This is a genomic window from Streptomyces sp. NPDC088747, from assembly GCF_044751025.1.
Lineage (GTDB): Bacteria > Actinomycetota > Actinomycetes > Streptomycetales > Streptomycetaceae > Streptomyces.
The window spans coordinates 1-14988 of the sequence record NZ_JBIVKZ010000016.1; the positions used below are offsets into that span (position 1 = coordinate 1).

Consider the following 14988-nt stretch of genomic DNA (forward strand, 5'->3'; position numbering starts at 1 on the left):
CCGGCGCGGACGAGGGGGTCTGTCTGGAGGCGGTGGGCGTGGAGGTGCATGGTGTCGACGAGTTGCTGGACTTTGCAGGGGTGGTCGGGGAGGGCTGGTTGGTGGTCCTGTTCGCGGATGACGCCTTCGGCGAGGTCTTCCTTGGTGGGGAAGTGGAAGTAGAGGGCGCCTTTGGTGACGCCGGCGGCGGTGAGGATTTCGCTGATGGTGGCGGCTTGGTAGCCGCGTTCCTCGAAGATTTTGGCCGCGGCGGTGAGGATGGTGCGGCGGGTGCGGATGGCGCGGTCCTGTGTGGCCATGGGTTGGTCTCCCTCGGTCGGTGAGCCCGGAGACCCCGGAGACCCAATAAAAACCGTCCAGTTTGTATCTTAGTGGCTTGCATCTTGCACCACGGCCGTACTGGATTCAATGAGTCGCCGGGAAATGGCCGTAACAGGGCGGGATGGCGCGGGAACGGGGGGTGACGAAGGTGAGACGCGGGGTAGGGACCGGTGTCATGGTTTTGGGTTGTTCTGGGGGGTTGGGATGATTCTGGTAACGGGTGCGACGGGTGTGGTGGGGCGGGAGGTCGTGCGGCGGCTTCCCTCGGACCTGGGGGTCCGGGTCATGGTGCGGAAGCCGGCGCAGGTCGCCGCGTTCGCGGAGTCGGGCGTGGACGTGGTGGTGGGGGACTTCGGTGACGCGGCGTCGTTGGCGCGGGCTGTTGAGGGGGTGACCGCCGCGTTCGTCGTCACCGTGCGACTGGGCGCCGACGACGACGTGCGGTTCGTCCGAGCGGCACAGCGCGCCGGCGTGCAGCGGCTGGTGAAGCTGTCCGCCGCCGCGGTGCTGGACGAAGGCGCGGTTGATCTGGTCACGCGGTGGCAGCGGGCCAATGAGGAGCTGTTGCGGGTCTCGGGCGTGGAGTGGACGCTGTTGCGTCCGCGGGCGTTCATGTCGAACACGCTCGGGTGGGCCTCTTCGGTGCGGGGAGAAGGCGTGGTGCGGGCGCTGTACGGGGAGTCGGCGTGCGCGTGTGTGGATCCGCGGGATGTGGCCGAGGTCGCCGCGCGGGTGTTGGCGCAGCCGGGGCACGCGGGGCGTGCCTACACGTTGACGGGACCGGAGGCGTTGACAGCGGCCGACCAGACGCGGCAGCTGGCACGGCTGCTGCGGGTGCCGTTGCGTTTTGAGGAGCTGACCCGGGACGCGGCGCGCGAGGGCTGGTCGCGGCGCTATCCGCCGGCGGTGGCGCAAGCGCTAGTGGAGAGTGCGGAACGGCAGCGGGCCGGTGTCAAGGCTCAAGTGCTGGACACGGTACGGGTGCTGACGGGGCGACCGGCGGGGTCCTTCCTGCAGTGGGCCGGTGATCACCTGGAGGCGTTCGCCCCGGTGAGGCAGGTGTCCGGGGGCGTGCCCGCGGGGTCGTAGGACGTGGCAGTCCCGGTCGGGGCTCCTCGGATCAACCGGCGGCACGGCACTATGGTCCGGAATCACGGCGCTATAGTCCGGAATCCCGGCACTATGGTGCTGATCGTGACCAAGGTGGGCGCGCTGGTCGAGGGTTCCGACATCGCCCTGCCCGCGGGTGAGAAGACCGGCCTCACCCCCGACAACCTCCGTCGGGCCGTCGAGGCGAACCTGCGCTCGCTCGACGTGGACCGCCCGGACGTGGTCAACCTGCGGATGGGCGACCTCGACCGGAATGAGGCGCCCCTGGCCGCGCCCCTGGAAACCCTGCTCGCGCTGCGCGAGGAAGGACTCGTCCGCCACCTGGGCATCTCCAACGCCACGAGCGCCGAGTTCGCCGAGGCCCGCGGGATCGCGCCGATCGCCTGTGTCCAGAACCTCTACAACCTGTCCCCGCGCGAGGACGACCAGCTCGTGGACGCCTGTGCGGAGGCCGGTATCGCCTACGTCCCCTTCTTCCCGGTCGACGGATTCCAGCCGGTCACGGCCGAGCACCTGGACGCTGTCGCCGCCCGCCACGGCGTGACCGCGCCGCAGGTGGCCCTGGCCTGGCTGCTGGCCCGGTCGCCGAATATCCTGCTCATCCCCGGCACCGGCTCGCTTGACCACCTGGAGGAGAACATCGCCGCCGGCGCGCTCGAACTGAGCGCGGAGGACATCGCCGAACTCGGTTAGCGGGGACGGGGTTTGCGATCCGCGGTCCGATCGGGCATCGGGGACGCGATCCGCCCTTTCAACGGGGAAGCGGTCCGCTCTGGCCACGGGGAAGCGGTCCGCTCCGGCAACGGGGCCAGGGCTCCGCGGCCCCCCGGGCGAGCGGGATCACGCACGCTCGGCGTCGCTCCGTCCGTCGACCAGCAGGACGAGTTTCCCGCCTGTGTGGCCCTGTTCGCTCACCCGGTGTGCCTCGGCGGCCTCGGTGAGCGGGAAGGTTCGCGCGACCCGGAGCGAGAAGCGACCGGACTCGATCAAGTTGCCGATCTCGTCGAGCGCGTGGACCGCGCGGTCGGCGGTGTCGCCGCTGCTGAACGTCACCCCGTGCTCCTGGGCTCCCCCGAAGTCGGCGACGCTGACGACGTGTTCGGCGACCCCGGCGAGTTCGATGAGCTCGGGAAGCACTCCGCTCCCGGCGACGTCGAGCGCGACGTCGACCCCTTCGGGCGCCAGCGCGTGAACCCGCTCGACGAGGCCCGCGCCGTAGGTGACGGGCTCCGCTCCCAGTGAGCGAAGGTACTCGTGGTTCGCCCGACCGGCTGTTCCGATCACGCGCGCGCCACGCACCAGGGCGAGTTGAACCGCGGCGCTGCCTACGCTCCCGGAGGCACCGTTGACGAGCAGCGTGCTGCCGTTCCCCACGCCGAGCTGGTCGAGCGCGCGCGTAGCCGTCTCGATGGCGGCCGGCAGCGCGGCGGCGCCGGGAAAGTCGAGCGACGGCGGGATCGGCGCGTAGTAGGACAGCACCGCCAGTTCGGCCTGGGCCGACTCCTCCATGGTGAAGCCGAACACGCGGTCACCGAGGGCCACATCGGCGACACCCTGGCCCAGTTCGTCGACGACGCCTGCTGCCTCGTGGCCCAGGCTCTGCGGGAGTTCCCGGTCCATCAGGCCCCGGCGCTTCTTCCAGTCGCTCGGGTTGACGCCGGCCGCGCGCACCGCGATCCGGATCTGGCCGGGCCCAGGGTGCGGATCGGGGAGCTCCTCGATCCCGAGGACCTCGGGTCCCCCGAACCGGCTGTAGCGGACTGCCTTCATCATTCGCTCCGTTCTCGAACCCGGGGTGTCGCGCCCACGCCTGTTCGGCAGTGGACGCCGCTCGCGACGAGCACCGTACGTCCCGGTCGTCGTACTTCCTGGCAATTAATCCGGTGACCCGGCGGCCCGGTGAGCCCTGTCAGCCGTGCGCCTGCTGAGCGTGTCGGGGCAGAAAGCCCACCAGCAGCAGCGTCAGGAGGTTCAGGCCCGCGGCGATGGCGAAGACCAGTTCCGCGGCCGAGAAATAGGAATGGAGGGACGGGTGCCCGACCCGGGCGAAGAACACCGTGCCGAGGGCGGCGACGCCGACGGCGCCGGCGAACTGCTGGACGGCGTTGAGCAGACCTGCGCCAGTGCCGACCTCCTCGGCCGTGGCGTCGCCGATGATGAAATCGACCAGCGGGACGAACACCAGCCCGGAACCGAAGCCGGTGAGCAGCAGCGCCGGCGCCAGTCTCCAGATGGTGAGGTCGGCGCCCCAGTGGGCGACGGACCACCACAGGGCCAGCAGACCGACGACGGCGATGGACAGTCCCAGGTGCAGGGCGGCGCGCCCGAGCCTCTCGGCGAGCACGGCGCCCGCGAGCAGCACGGCGACGGCGGTGCCGAGGGCCCAGGGAATCAGTGCCATGCCCGTGTGCAGGGGCGTCCAGTGCATGCCCTGCTGCAACAGCAGGTTGATGACGAGGACGAACGCGCTCAGGGAGGCGTAGAAGCCGGCCACGACCATCAGGCCGACGACGAAACTGCGCCTGCGGAACAGCGACGGCGTGATGACCGGGTGCTCGCTGCGCCGCTGGGAGACGACGAACAGGGCGAGCAGGACGACCGCGGCGACGAGCATGGCGTAGGTCCAGGCGGGCCAGCCGAGTTCGCGCCCCTGGATGAGCGGGACGATCAGGAGCGCCGAGGCCGCGGTGAGCAGGCCGACGCCGGTGAGGTCGAGGCGGGCGGTCGCGTCCTCACCGCCGCGGTGGGGCAGGACACGCCGGGCGAGTACCAGGGCGGCGATCCCGAACGGGACGTTGATCAGGAAGATGGAGCGCCACTGGCTGCCGAACAGGTCCAGGTGGAGGAGCCAGCCCGCCAGGATGGGTCCGGCCACCATGGTAAGGCCCATCAGCGGGCCGACCGGGGTGAGTGCCTTGCGCAGATGCTGGGGCGGGAACACGACCTTCACCAGGGCCAGTCCCTGCGGGATCATGACCGACCCGCACAGGCCCTGGACCGTGCGGGCGACTATCAGGAAGAGCGCGTCGGGGGCGAGGCCGCAGGCCAGCGAGGCCAGGGTGAAGCCGGTCATGCCGAGCAGGAACAACCGCCGGCGCCCGAGCAGGTCCCCGAGCCTTCCTGAGGTGACCAGGCCGAGTGCGAAGGCCGCGGTGTAGGCGCTCAGCACCCACTGGACCGTCACCTCGCCGCCCCCGAGGTCGGCGCGGATGGACGGGCCGGCGAGGTTGGCGATGCTGGAGTCGATCAGATCCATGATGTCGGCCGTGACCACGACGGCCAGGACGAGCCACGCGGTGCGCATGGGGAGGGGTGTGTTCGCGTCGGATGCTTTGGATACGTGCTGGGTAGTGGACACGAACACCGTTCTACATCGGATCGGTGTTCTGAACAATACGAACACTGTTCTTTGTGGCTCGGAACACTGTTCGTCGCTTCGCTAGACTGCGGGTATGTCACCCACTCCCGAGCAGCGGCGCGCGGCGCGGCACCAGCTCGGCACCGACTCCACCGCCCCCGCGGCGCGGCGTGGCCCCTCCGGCGGACGTAAGAAGCCGATCACGGTCGACGCCATCATCAGCACCGCGTTCGGCCTCGTGGAGACTGAGGGATACGAAGCCCTGACGATGCGCCGCCTGGCCGCCGCGCTGGAGACGGGACCGTCCTCGCTCTACGCCCACGTGGTCAACAAAGAGGACCTGGACGAGCTGCTCATCGGCCGCCTGTGCGCCGAGATCGACTTGCCCGAGCCCGACCCGGCCGCCTGGCGGCAGCAGATCGTCAGCGTCTGCACGCGGCTGCGCGACCAGTATCTGCGTTACCCGGGCATCTCCCGGGCGGCCTTCGCGGCCGCCCCGTCCAATCTGGACACGCTGCGAGTCGCCGAGGGAATGCTCGCCATCCTGCTCGCCGGGGGCATCAACCCGCAGGCCGCCGCCTGGGCGGTCGACTCACTGTCCCTCTACGTCGGCGCGTACAGCCTCGAACTCTCCCTGGCGAACCGGCGGATCGGCCGCGGTGACGACGGCTGGGTCGTCGGCCGCGACGAGCTGCTGCGCCGGTTCGCCGCCCTGCCCGACACCTTCCCCCAGACCAAGCGCTACGCCGCCGAGCTCACCGCGGGAACCGTCCACGACCGGTTCGACTTCACGGTCGGTCTGATGATCGACGGACTTCCCGGATCACGGCGGGATTCGTGAACGGACCGGAGTCCGTGAGCGGACCGGAATCCGTGAACATGCCGCATCCCGCACCCGTCGCCGAGGTCGCCTGGGCCGCCGGGATCCCGCGTCCCGGAGGCCCGACCGGTGGGTCAGGGGCGGGGCCGGGTGGCGGTGTCGAGGTAGAAGGCGTCGATGCTCTGGACCGCCTGCTCGAACTCCTCCAGATTCACGGGCTTGGTCACGTAGGCGTTGGCGTGACTGCTGTACGCGCCGGTGACGTCGTCCGGAGCGGTCGACGTGGTGAGGACGACCACGGGGATCGTCTGGAGGTCGTCGTCGCTCTTGAGGACCTTGAGCAGGTCGCGGCCGTTCATCCGCGGCATGTTCAGGTCGAGGACGATGAGATCGGGACGCGGAGCGCCCGGGGTGCGCAGGTGTTCCAGAGCGGCGACTCCATCGGTGACCTGCACCAGGTTGCGGGCTCCGCGCTCGGAGAGGGCTTCCTCGATGAGCATCGCGTCGGCGATGTCGTCTTCGACGAGCAGGACGTCGAAGGGGCGGCTGGGCGTGGTCATTTTCGGATGCTCCGTGGGTTTCTCGTGGGAGTGGTGGAAAAGTCCCGGCCAGCGACGCCGGGCGCCTTGGCGGGTCATGCCGCAGGCGGCGCCGATCTGCGGGTACCCGGCACCCGCGCGGGCCGCGGTCACGGCCGCTTCCTGCTGAAGCCGCTCAGTGGCCTGCTTGAGGTGATCCAGCACGTGGAGCAGTGTCAGGGCCTGTGCCGGGTCGTCCGGTCTCGGATGCGACGGTGTTTCCCGAAGCCGCTGGGCGAGGCGCTGCGCAAGGCTGCCGACCGCCGCGTCCGCGAGGGCGGCTGTCTCCTGCGGGGTGATCTGCGATGCGAAGTCCTTGCCGGGCATACTCGGCACTTTAGATCCCGGAGCCGCCCCGCGACAACAAGGGTTGTCACCCTCTAAGGTGTGCTGCCCCAACTTTCCAGGCGAGTGTCACAGCGAGGAGCGCACAGAATGACCGGCGATGAGAAGCAATCGCGTAGGCGAGGGCTTTCCTCGTGGACGACCCGCCGGTGGCTTCGCGTGGGAGTGGCCGCGTCCCTGGCGGTCCTGGCCCTGCTCGGAGTGGCAGGAGCATGGGTCCTGGGGCGGACCCAGTCGATCAGCGATGACCTCGTCGACGTACGCTCTCCGGCACTGACCAGCGCCATCCGGCTGGAATCGGCCATGCTCAACCAGGAGACCGGCATCCGCGGCTACGGTCTCACCGGCACGCCGGACTTCCTCACCCCCTACCGCCAGGGACTCACCGAACAGAAGACGAACTTCGCGCAGCTGACCGAGCTGCTCCACGACGACCGCGCGGGGCTGGAGGACCTCAGGACCGTGCGGGACGCCGTGACGAAATGGCAGGAGAGGTTCGCCAGGCCCGTCGCCGCCCAGCCCTCCGGCTCGCCCTCACTGCTGGCCACCGAACGGGCTGCCGAGGGCAAGAGGGCCTTCGACGACGTACGCGCCGCCATGAGCAGCCAGCAGGAGCGGCTGCTCGCGGAGCGCCTGAACGCGAGGGACGACCTCATGGCCACGACGGCCTTGAGGAACTGGGTGTTCAGTGCCATCGCGGTGGTCATCGTCGTTCTCACGGCTCTGATCTTCGAGGGACTGCGCCGCGGCATCAACAGTCCGCTGGAGCGGCTCGGCGCGGACGCACGCGCCATCTCCGGTGGCGACTTCGACCACCCCATCACCCTCACCGGCCCGCTGGACCTGCGACGCCTCAGCGGTGAGATCGACTTCATGCGCCAGCGCCTCGTACGGGAACTGGCCTTCAGTGAGGAGACACGGCTGCGTCTGGACGCGCAGGCCGCCGACCTCCAGCGCTCCAACGCCGAACTGGAGCAGTTCGCGTACGTGGCCTCCCACGACCTTCAGGAGCCGCTGCGCAAGGTCTCCAGCTTCACCCAGCTCCTCCAGCGCCGCTACGGAGGGCAGCTCGACAGCCGGGCCGATCAGTACATCGACTTCGCGGTCGACGGCGCGAACCGCATGCAGACCCTCATCAACGACCTGCTCGACTTCTCCCGGGTCGGGCGGCTGCACAACGCCCACCAGAGCGTCGACCTGGAGAAGGTGCTGGAGAGGACCCTGTCCTCGCTGAGCGTCGCGATCGAGGAGTCCGGAGCGACGATCACCCACGATCCGCTGCCGACCCTGGTCGCCGACCCCACGCAACTGGGCATGCTCTGGCAGAACCTGATAGGCAACGCCGTCAAGTTCCGCCGCCCGGGAGAAGCACCGAAGATCCACATCACGGCGGCCCGGGAAGGCGAACTGTGGCGGTTCACCGTCACCGACAACGGCATCGGCATCGCACCGGAGTACGCCGACAAGATCTTCGTGATCTTCCAGCGGCTGCACACCAAGGACGCCTACAGCGGGAGCGGAATCGGCCTCGCGATGTGCAAGAAGATCGTCGAGTTCCACGGCGGCACCATCAGCGTCGACCCGGAGTACCACGACGGCGCGCGCATCGTCTTCACGCTCGCGCCCGAACCGCCGGAGAGCCCCGGCCCGTCCACCATGCCGGAAGCCATCCGTTCCGTCACGGAGCAGGCACGATGACGTCGACCACGACAGCCGTACCGGAGCCGGCTTCAGCCGAGCCGACGTACCGCATCCTCCTGATCGAGGACGATGAGGGCGACGCCCTGATCGTGGAAGAACTCCTCCACGACACAGGGCTGCGGTTCACGCTGACCACCCGGACCACGCTCGCCCAGGCCCGCGCCGAACTGGCCGGCAACCCGATCGACTGCATCCTCCTCGACCTGCACCTCCCCGACGTGTCGGGAGTCAACGCGGTCACCTCCGTGCGGGAGTTGGCCCCGCACACCGCGGTGATCGTCCTGACCGGGCTGTCCGAGGACCGGGCGGGCACCGACGCCATGGCCGCCGGAGCCCAGGACTACCTCGTCAAGGGCAAGGTCGAAGCGGACCTGCTGCAGAGGACACTGCGCTACGCCGTCTACCGCAGCCAGACCGAACGCGCGAGCGCCGAAGCACAGGCCGCCCGGCTGCGAGCCGAGGAGAACGCCCGCCTGGAACGCGGCCTGCTGCCCCAGCCCATGCTCGACACCTCCACGGTCAAAGTGACGTCCCGGTACCTGCCCGGCGCCGAAATGGCCCTGCTCGGCGGGGACTTCCTGGACGTGGTCGAAGGAGACGACGGGCTGCTGCACGCCGTCGTCGGTGACGTCAGCGGGCACGGGCCCGACGCCGCCGCGCTCGGTGTCTGTCTGCGGATCGCCTGGCGCTCCCTCGTCCTCGGCGGACACCGCGGGAACGACCTGCTGCACCTGATGGAACGCATCCTGATGGCCGAACGAGGCAGCCAGCAACTGTTCGCCACCTGCACCCTCCTCACCCTCGACCAGGACGCCGGCACCGCCACCCTCCACCTCGCAGGGCACCACGAACCCCTCCTCACCACAGAGGCGGGAACGCGGGAACTGACCGCGTCCCACGGCATCGCCCTGGGCATTGTTCCCGAGACCAGCAGCTGGCCCTCCACGGTCATCCCGCTTCCGGCAACCGGAGCCCTGACCCTCTACACGGACGGCCTCACCGAAGGGCACAACGGGACCAGGGCCGAGCGACTCGGCGTCGAAGGGCTGCTCGCGCTGATCGGCAGCCTGCCGCCGACCGACCCGGCCGCGCACATCGACCTCCTCATCAAGGAGACCCACGCGCTGAACGCCGGACGGCACTCGGACGACCTGGCCGTGCTCCGCCTCGACTGGGGCAGCCGGCCCACCGGTCTGTGAGAGCAGCGTCCTGAGGGCGTCCCGGACGGCAGGGACCGGCGGACGAGTCCCGCCCGAAGTGCCCCACGGAGACGGCCCCTTGAGTCCCGACCGGCTGATCCGAACGAACCTGTCCAGATGGGCATGGATCAGACGCTCAGGGGAATCTGTCGCTCGTGCCTCCCCCTGCTCACGCGCCCCGATGAGAGGCGCCCGACCGATGAGGACGACGATCCGATGAGAAGACCCCGCTTCAGAGCCGTGCTCGGCGTGCTGACCCTGCTCCTGTTGCCTCTGTTCGGCGCGGTCTCCACCGCCTCGGCCGCACCCCTGACGAGCCCGACCACCACCGCTCTGCCGATCTCGTACCACGCGGACATGGCCGTGGACGCCGTGCACCGAAGGCTCTACATCGCCGACATCGTCACGAGCTCCGTACTCGTGACGGACTTCGACGGCAAGCTTCTCAAGACGCTGAAGAACAAACCCGGCGCGGCCGACCTCGTACTGTCCCCGGACTCGCGCACGCTCTACGTCGCGCTGAGCGGCGGCGACGCGATAGCCGCCGTCGACACCGGCACCTATCGCGAGAAGGTCCGCTACGCCACGGGCGCCGGGACCGCGCCGATGCGCCTGGCACTGGCGGGCAACACCCTGTGGTTCAGCTACGGATCCGACTGGGACAGCAGCATCGGCTCCCTCACCCTGACCGGCACCAGGCCGACGGTACGACTGGGACTCGTACCGTGGGGAACCTGGGGCGGCCCGCCGATGCTCCTGTCGTCCCCTGCCGCACCCGGGCTGGTCATCGCCGCCGAGCAGTACGTCTCGTCGGCCACGGTGACGGTGTACGACGTCACCTCGGGCGAGCCCGTCGTACGGACGACGCAGGACAACCCCGGGGACATCGGCAGCATCTTCGACCTGGCCCTGTCACCCGACGCCGCCACCCTCTTCGTCGTCGGGGGCTACCCCTACGATCACCTGGCCTTCCGCCTGAGCGATCTCACCGTCGAGCACACGTATCCCACGACCAACTACCCGAACGCCGCCGCGGTTTCCGTCACGGGCGAGATCGCCGCGGGCATCGACAACTCCTACGGTCAGGACGTCTACCTGTTCCGGCCCGGCGCCGACGAACCCTCGCGGGTCATCGACCTGGAGCCGGGCACCGGGCGAGCCCTGCGCCCGCACGGTCTGATCTGGTCGCCGGACGGCACCCGGCTGTTCGCGCTGACCGGCGAGTACGGCTCGACCCTGGCACTGCACGTGATCCAGGCGTAGGGTCGGCCGGTCCGACCGTACGGGCGTCATCACGCCGGGCGGTGCGACATCGCGGTGTTCAGACGGGCGGCCTGGCGGGTCAGGTGGTCCCGTTCGGCGAGGGTCTGCGCGTGATGGGCGGCTTCGCCGTAGAGGCGGGCCGCCGCCGGCAGGTCGCCGTCGCGTTCGTGGAGGTAGGCGACGGCCGCGGTGTGGCGGGGGAGTGCGGGGTCCAGCGCGGCGAGAGCGGCCAGGCCCGCGCGCGGCCCGTCGGCCTCACCGAGGGCGACCGCGCGGTTGAGCCGGACGACGGGGTTGTCGGTCAGGCCGATGAGCTCGTCGTACCACTCCACGATCTGCACCCAGTCGGTCTCCTCCGTGCTGGGTGCGTCGGCGTGGAGGGCCGCGACGGCGGCCTGGGCCTGGTACTCGCCGAGCCGGTCGCGGCTGAGGGCCGCTTGCAGGATGCCGACGCCCTCGGTGATCGCGGCGGTGTCCCACAGGCCGCGGTCCTGTTCGGCGAGGGGCACCAGGCTGCCGTCCGGTGCGGTCCGGGCGGCACGGCGGGCGTGGTGGAGCAGCATGAGGGCGAGCAGCCCCGCCACCTCCGGGTGGTCGATCGCGGCGGCGAGCTGCCGGGTGAGCCGGATGGCCTCGGCGGCGAGGTCGATGTCGCCGGAGTAACCCTCGTTGAAGACCAGATAGAGGACACGCAGCACGGTGGCGACATCGCCGGGCCGGTCGAGGCGTACACCGGAGATGGTGCGCTTGGCCCGGCTGATGCGCTGCGCCATGGTCGCCTCGGGCACCAGGTAGGCCTCGGCGATCTGGCGGGTGGTCAGGCCGCCGACGGCTCGCAGCGTGAGCGCCACCGCGGACGACGGTGTCAGTGACGGGTGGGCGCACAGGAAGTAGAGCTGGAGCGTGTCGTCCACCGTGGGCGCGGGGCCGGGCGCCGGCTCCTCGTCGAGGCGGTCCTCACGCCGGCGGCGTGAGGTGTCCGCCCGGGTCGCGTCGAGGAACTTGCGCCAGGCCACGGTGACCAGCCAGCCCCTGGCGTCCCGTGGCGGGTCGGCCGGCCACACGCGGACCGCCTCGATCAGCGCCTCCTGCACGGCGTCCTCGGCCGCCGCGAAGTCGGCTCCGCGGCGGACGAGGATCCCGAGCACGTTCGGGGTGAGGCTGCGCAGCAGGGCCTCGTTCATCGACGCGGTCACTCCGTGATGCAGTTCGACGCGCCCATGAAGGGGCGCAGCTCCAGCCACTCGGCGATCGGCTTCCCGCCCGCTCCGGGGGCGGCCGACAGCTCCCCGGCCAGTTCCAGAGCGCGCTCGTGGCTGTCGACGTCGATCACCATCCAGCCGGCGATGAGGTCCTTGGTCTCGGCGAACGGCCCGTCGGTCACCGGCGGGCGTCCCTCGCCGTCGTACCGGACGAAGGTCCCCTCGGGCGCGAGCGCCTGTTCGTCGACGAGTTCACCGGTCCCCAGGAGCCGGGACGCGAAGTCACGCATGTACTCCACGTGCGCGGAGATCTCCTCCGGCGTCCACTGGGCCATGGGCACGTCGTTGGCCGGAGCCGGGGCACCCCGGTAGTGCTTGAGCAGCAGGTACTTGGCCATCGTGTTTCTCCTCGGTACTGGTGCGCCCCATTCTGGCCGCGTCCACCACTGAGACGAAGCAGGCCACGGGTTCTCGACATCATCGACCGGTCCTCTTCCGGGTGAAGGCACGTCGGCTTTCGCTTGCCTGCAGGGGACACGGCCGATTCGTCCGTGGTCCGGTGGCACCCAACAGGCTTGAGAGGATGGTCAGTTGGGCGAACCGTTGTCAGTGGGTTCTGTCAGGATGTGCCGCATGCTGAATCGCCAGGAGTTCACGGAAGCCGCGCGTGCGAGCGGTGTGTCCCAGGGTGCCGTAGACGAGATTCTGCGGTGTCTGCGGCCATGCCTGGTCATCAACAAGGACAAGGTGGGGGAGCCCGTCGGCAGATGGGAGGGGCAGTACGAGATGTCGGTCGTCCTGGACTGCGCCGCTCTGCCCAGCCGGCACCTGGACCTCGGGCTCGGGCTTCCCGAGAACGGCTCGCTGCTGGTGCCGGCGGAGGGTTCCCCCCAGTGGGCGCCCGACGCTCACGAACCCCGCGAGGGGGAGGCGAGCGGTGAACTCCACTGCTATGCCGCGTGGACACGCGCCGAGTGGTGGTCGCACTCCGCGGACAGCGGGCACCCCGCGGAGACGCATCCCGCTCTCGAGGAGGCGATGACGGAGTACCGGCGGTGCCACGGGCCGATGGAACTGCTCGACGACGACTACATCCCCTCCGACGGCTCCCTCCAGCTCGGTGGTTCGCTGCTCCGGGCACCCCAGGACCCGCCGGAACTCGCCCTGGTCGACCTCGGGGAGGACTGGAACTGGGACTTCGACGACGAGGTGCTGCGCAAGCTGTCCGTCTGGAGACTCTTCGCCCAAATGCACCACGACAGCGGCATCGAGTCCTTCTGGCTGATCCACCGGAACGACACCGCGGTGGAGCGCTACTCCGAGGTCGTCTGGATGGAGCAGGCCGACTGAGACCGCGGTGGGACTGCTTCGTGCCGGTGTCGGAGGCCTCCGCTAGAGTGCGCGTCCCCGGTCAGACGCTCTGCCGCGGGTGTGGGTGCGTGGGGGGATGACGGCACGATGGGGTTCGAACGGCTGGAACTGCCCGGTTACGAGATCCAAGGGGTCCTGGGACAGGGCGGTTTCGCCACGGTCTACCGGGCGTCCCAGCTCGCGGTGGGCCGCGAGGTGGCGCTCAAGGTGGACAGCAGGGTGCTGGCCTCGACACGGGACCGGCAGCGTTTCCTACGGGAGGTCACCGCCGCCGGCCAGCTGTCCGGGCACCCGCATGTGGTATCCGTGTACGACGCGGGCGTGCTCGGCGACAACCGCCCCTACATGGTCCTGGAGCTGTGCCCCGACGGCTCGTTGGGTGACCGTCTGCACCACGACGGACCGCTGCCCGTCGAGTCGGTGCGCGACATCGGCGTGGGGATAGCCGACGCGGTGGCCGCGGCCCATGCCGCCGGGGTACTCCATCGCGACATCAAGCCGGGCAACATCATGGTCAACAGGTACGGCGGTGTCGCTCTCACCGACTTCGGACTGGCCGCCATGCCCCGGCCGGGCCGCGAACTCTCGGTCACCCGGGACGCGTTGACCCCGGCGTACGCGCCGCCCGAGGCCTTCCACATGGTCGAACCGGCCCCGGCCGGCGACGTGTACTCACTGGCCGCGACGCTCTACGCACTCCTGCTGGGCCGCCCGCCGCACTTCCCCGCGGACGGCGGCCAGCTCAGCATCGCGGAACTGATCGTGCGGCACGCCTGGCCCTACCCCGACCTGCCGGGCGTACCCGCGGGCCTCAACGAGGTCCTCGGACATGCCATGGCCGCTGACCCGCGGTACCGGATATCCGACGCGGGCGTACTGCGAGACGCCCTCGCCGCCGTGGACACCGGCGCCGTCCACCGGGGCGGCTTCGGGCGGACGCCCCCGACGAACGCCACGGTTCCCGCGGAATGGGACGCCACGCCGCCGCGGCACACGGTTCAGGACTACCGGGCCCCGACGACGGCCCCCGCGCCATCGGACCGGCCGGACGCGGCGGAACCGGCAGCCACCGTCACGGGATCGGGATCGGGCGACCGGCCACCCAACAGAAGGCACCCCCGGCTGATCGCCGTCCTGGCGGCGGTGGCGGTCTCGGTGAGCGTGTCGGTCACGGTCGTCACCTACCAGAACCGGGCGTCGGACTCCCCTGGGACCGGCTCGACCCCCACCCCCACCGCGTCCACCGGCCCGAGCACCGCCGCGAACGCCGGGTTCGGCGGGGTGCCGACCAGCACGCGCGACTGCCCCGCCGTCGCGGTCGAGGGCCTGGGCGGCAGATGCGTCACGACGCCCGAGTGCTGGAGCGGCATCACCGACATCTCCGGGACCGTCACCGTCAGCCGCGCGGACTGCCAGGTGAAACACGTCTGGGAGACCTTCGCCATCGCCCCGCTGCCCGAGGACGGCATGACGAACAACGCCCGGGACCTGATCAAGCACCCCGACGTCCGTTCCCTGTGCTCGCGGAAGGTCATGCTCAGGTCCAGGTCGGCGGCGGGCCGGGAAGTGACCGCGGGGTGGAACACCGACATCCTTCCGCCGACCGCCCAGCAGTGGGCCGACGGCCTGCGGGTCTTCCGCTGCGTCGCCGCGGCGACCACGGAGGACGGAGAGATCACCGGCGGCCGCTTCGGCGCGGGAGGCTGAATCCCCGCAGGTC

14 protein-coding genes are annotated in these 14988 nt (G+C 70.2%); 8 read left to right on the top strand and 6 right to left on the bottom strand.

The window, feature by feature from the left end:
* Positions 1-299: TetR family transcriptional regulator (locus ACIP79_RS31100; protein WP_401228475.1), on the bottom strand; the 299-nt coding region annotated here is incomplete at its 3' end.
* Between the two features lie 226 nt (positions 300-525).
* Here ACIP79_RS31100 and ACIP79_RS31105 point away from each other — a divergent pair.
* The gene (locus tag ACIP79_RS31105) at positions 526-1410 is read left to right on the top strand and encodes an NAD(P)H-binding protein (RefSeq protein WP_401228476.1); all 885 of its coding nucleotides are present in this window, start codon (positions 526-528) and stop codon (positions 1408-1410) included.
* A 93-nt stretch (positions 1411-1503) separates the two neighbouring features.
* Positions 1504-2124 carry an aldo/keto reductase gene (locus ACIP79_RS31110; protein ID WP_401228478.1) on the top strand — a complete coding sequence of 207 codons (621 nt, stop codon included), beginning with the start codon at positions 1504-1506 and terminating at the stop codon, positions 2122-2124.
* A 147-nt stretch (positions 2125-2271) separates the two neighbouring features.
* On the opposite strand, the gene ACIP79_RS31115 is transcribed toward ACIP79_RS31110, so the two are convergent.
* Both ACIP79_RS31115 and ACIP79_RS31120 read right to left on the bottom strand, forming a co-directional pair.
* Positions 2272-3201, bottom strand: a complete 930-nt coding sequence (locus ACIP79_RS31115; RefSeq protein ID WP_401228831.1) for an NADP-dependent oxidoreductase — start codon at positions 3199-3201, stop codon at positions 2272-2274.
* Positions 3202-3340: 139 nt separating this feature from the next.
* Positions 3341-4735, bottom strand: a complete 1395-nt coding sequence (locus ACIP79_RS31120) for a DHA2 family efflux MFS transporter permease subunit (RefSeq protein WP_401228480.1) — start codon at positions 4733-4735, stop codon at positions 3341-3343.
* Between the two features lie 148 nt (positions 4736-4883).
* Between ACIP79_RS31120 and ACIP79_RS31125 the strand changes: the two genes are divergently transcribed.
* Positions 4884-5630, top strand: coding sequence for a TetR/AcrR family transcriptional regulator (locus ACIP79_RS31125; protein ID WP_401228482.1), 747 nt, complete (start codon positions 4884-4886; stop codon positions 5628-5630).
* A 113-nt stretch (positions 5631-5743) separates the two neighbouring features.
* Here the strand turns inward: ACIP79_RS31125 and ACIP79_RS31130 are convergent, their stop codons facing one another.
* Entirely contained in the window at positions 5744-6514 is a 771-nt protein-coding gene (locus tag ACIP79_RS31130; protein ID WP_401228484.1) for a response regulator, read from the bottom strand.
* A 108-nt stretch (positions 6515-6622) separates the two neighbouring features.
* On the opposite strand from ACIP79_RS31130, the gene ACIP79_RS31135 reads away from it, so the two are divergent.
* From ACIP79_RS31135 to ACIP79_RS31145, 3 genes are all read left to right on the top strand, one after another.
* Positions 6623-8230 (top strand): ATP-binding protein, encoded by a 1608-nt coding sequence (locus ACIP79_RS31135; RefSeq protein ID WP_401228486.1) that lies wholly within the window; start codon positions 6623-6625, stop codon positions 8228-8230.
* The gene (locus ACIP79_RS31140) at positions 8227-9432 is read left to right on the top strand and encodes a PP2C family protein-serine/threonine phosphatase (RefSeq protein WP_401228488.1); all 1206 of its coding nucleotides are present in this window, start codon (positions 8227-8229) and stop codon (positions 9430-9432) included. Before ACIP79_RS31135 ends, ACIP79_RS31140 begins: the two co-directional genes overlap by 4 nt.
* Positions 9433-9648: 216 nt before the next feature.
* Positions 9649-10695, top strand: coding sequence for a YncE family protein (locus tag ACIP79_RS31145; RefSeq protein WP_401228490.1), 1047 nt, complete (start codon positions 9649-9651; stop codon positions 10693-10695).
* Positions 10696-10724: 29 nt separating this feature from the next.
* Here ACIP79_RS31145 and ACIP79_RS31150 read toward each other — a convergent pair whose 3' ends face one another.
* The gene (locus tag ACIP79_RS31150) at positions 10725-11879 is read right to left on the bottom strand and encodes an RNA polymerase sigma factor (RefSeq protein WP_401228492.1); all 1155 of its coding nucleotides are present in this window, start codon (positions 11877-11879) and stop codon (positions 10725-10727) included.
* Positions 11880-11887: 8 nt separating this feature from the next.
* Positions 11888-12295: a YciI family protein gene (locus ACIP79_RS31155; RefSeq protein ID WP_401228494.1), complete on the bottom strand. Its 408-nt coding sequence runs from the start codon at positions 12293-12295 to the stop codon at positions 11888-11890.
* A 235-nt stretch (positions 12296-12530) separates the two neighbouring features.
* Here ACIP79_RS31155 and ACIP79_RS31160 point away from each other — a divergent pair, with 235 nt between their 5' ends.
* Both ACIP79_RS31160 and ACIP79_RS31165 read left to right on the top strand, forming a co-directional pair.
* Complete coding sequence (locus ACIP79_RS31160; RefSeq protein ID WP_401228495.1) at positions 12531-13247, top strand: hypothetical protein; 717 nt, start codon at positions 12531-12533, stop codon at positions 13245-13247.
* A gap of 108 nt (positions 13248-13355) precedes the next feature.
* Complete coding sequence (locus tag ACIP79_RS31165) at positions 13356-14975, top strand: serine/threonine-protein kinase (protein ID WP_401228497.1); 1620 nt, start codon at positions 13356-13358, stop codon at positions 14973-14975.
* The last annotated feature ends 13 nt before the right edge of the window (positions 14976-14988 follow it).

What these genes read in the sequence shown, in the direction of transcription:
- ACIP79_RS31105 (WP_401228476.1), top strand. Translation starts at nt 526, where the DNA reads ATGATTCTGGTAACGGGTGCGACGGGTGTGGTGGGGCGGGAGGTCGTG.
- ACIP79_RS31110 (WP_401228478.1), top strand. Translation starts at nt 1,504, where the DNA reads ATGGTGCTGATCGTGACCAAGGTGGGCGCGCTGGTCGAGGGTTCCGAC.
- ACIP79_RS31115 (WP_401228831.1), bottom strand. Translation starts at nt 3,201, where the DNA reads ATGAAGGCAGTCCGCTACAGCCGGTTCGGGGGACCCGAGGTCCTCGGG.
- ACIP79_RS31120 (WP_401228480.1), bottom strand. Translation starts at nt 4,735, where the DNA reads ATGCGCACCGCGTGGCTCGTCCTGGCCGTCGTGGTCACGGCCGACATC.
- ACIP79_RS31125 (WP_401228482.1), top strand. Translation starts at nt 4,884, where the DNA reads ATGTCACCCACTCCCGAGCAGCGGCGCGCGGCGCGGCACCAGCTCGGC.
- ACIP79_RS31130 (WP_401228484.1), bottom strand. Translation starts at nt 6,514, where the DNA reads ATGCCCGGCAAGGACTTCGCATCGCAGATCACCCCGCAGGAGACAGCC.
- ACIP79_RS31135 (WP_401228486.1), top strand. Translation starts at nt 6,623, where the DNA reads ATGACCGGCGATGAGAAGCAATCGCGTAGGCGAGGGCTTTCCTCGTGG.
- ACIP79_RS31140 (WP_401228488.1), top strand. Translation starts at nt 8,227, where the DNA reads ATGACGTCGACCACGACAGCCGTACCGGAGCCGGCTTCAGCCGAGCCG.
- ACIP79_RS31145 (WP_401228490.1), top strand. Translation starts at nt 9,649, where the DNA reads ATGAGAAGACCCCGCTTCAGAGCCGTGCTCGGCGTGCTGACCCTGCTC.
- ACIP79_RS31150 (WP_401228492.1), bottom strand. Translation starts at nt 11,879, where the DNA reads ATGAACGAGGCCCTGCTGCGCAGCCTCACCCCGAACGTGCTCGGGATC.
- ACIP79_RS31155 (WP_401228494.1), bottom strand. Translation starts at nt 12,295, where the DNA reads ATGGCCAAGTACCTGCTGCTCAAGCACTACCGGGGTGCCCCGGCTCCG.
- ACIP79_RS31160 (WP_401228495.1), top strand. Translation starts at nt 12,531, where the DNA reads ATGCTGAATCGCCAGGAGTTCACGGAAGCCGCGCGTGCGAGCGGTGTG.
- ACIP79_RS31165 (WP_401228497.1), top strand. Translation starts at nt 13,356, where the DNA reads ATGGGGTTCGAACGGCTGGAACTGCCCGGTTACGAGATCCAAGGGGTC.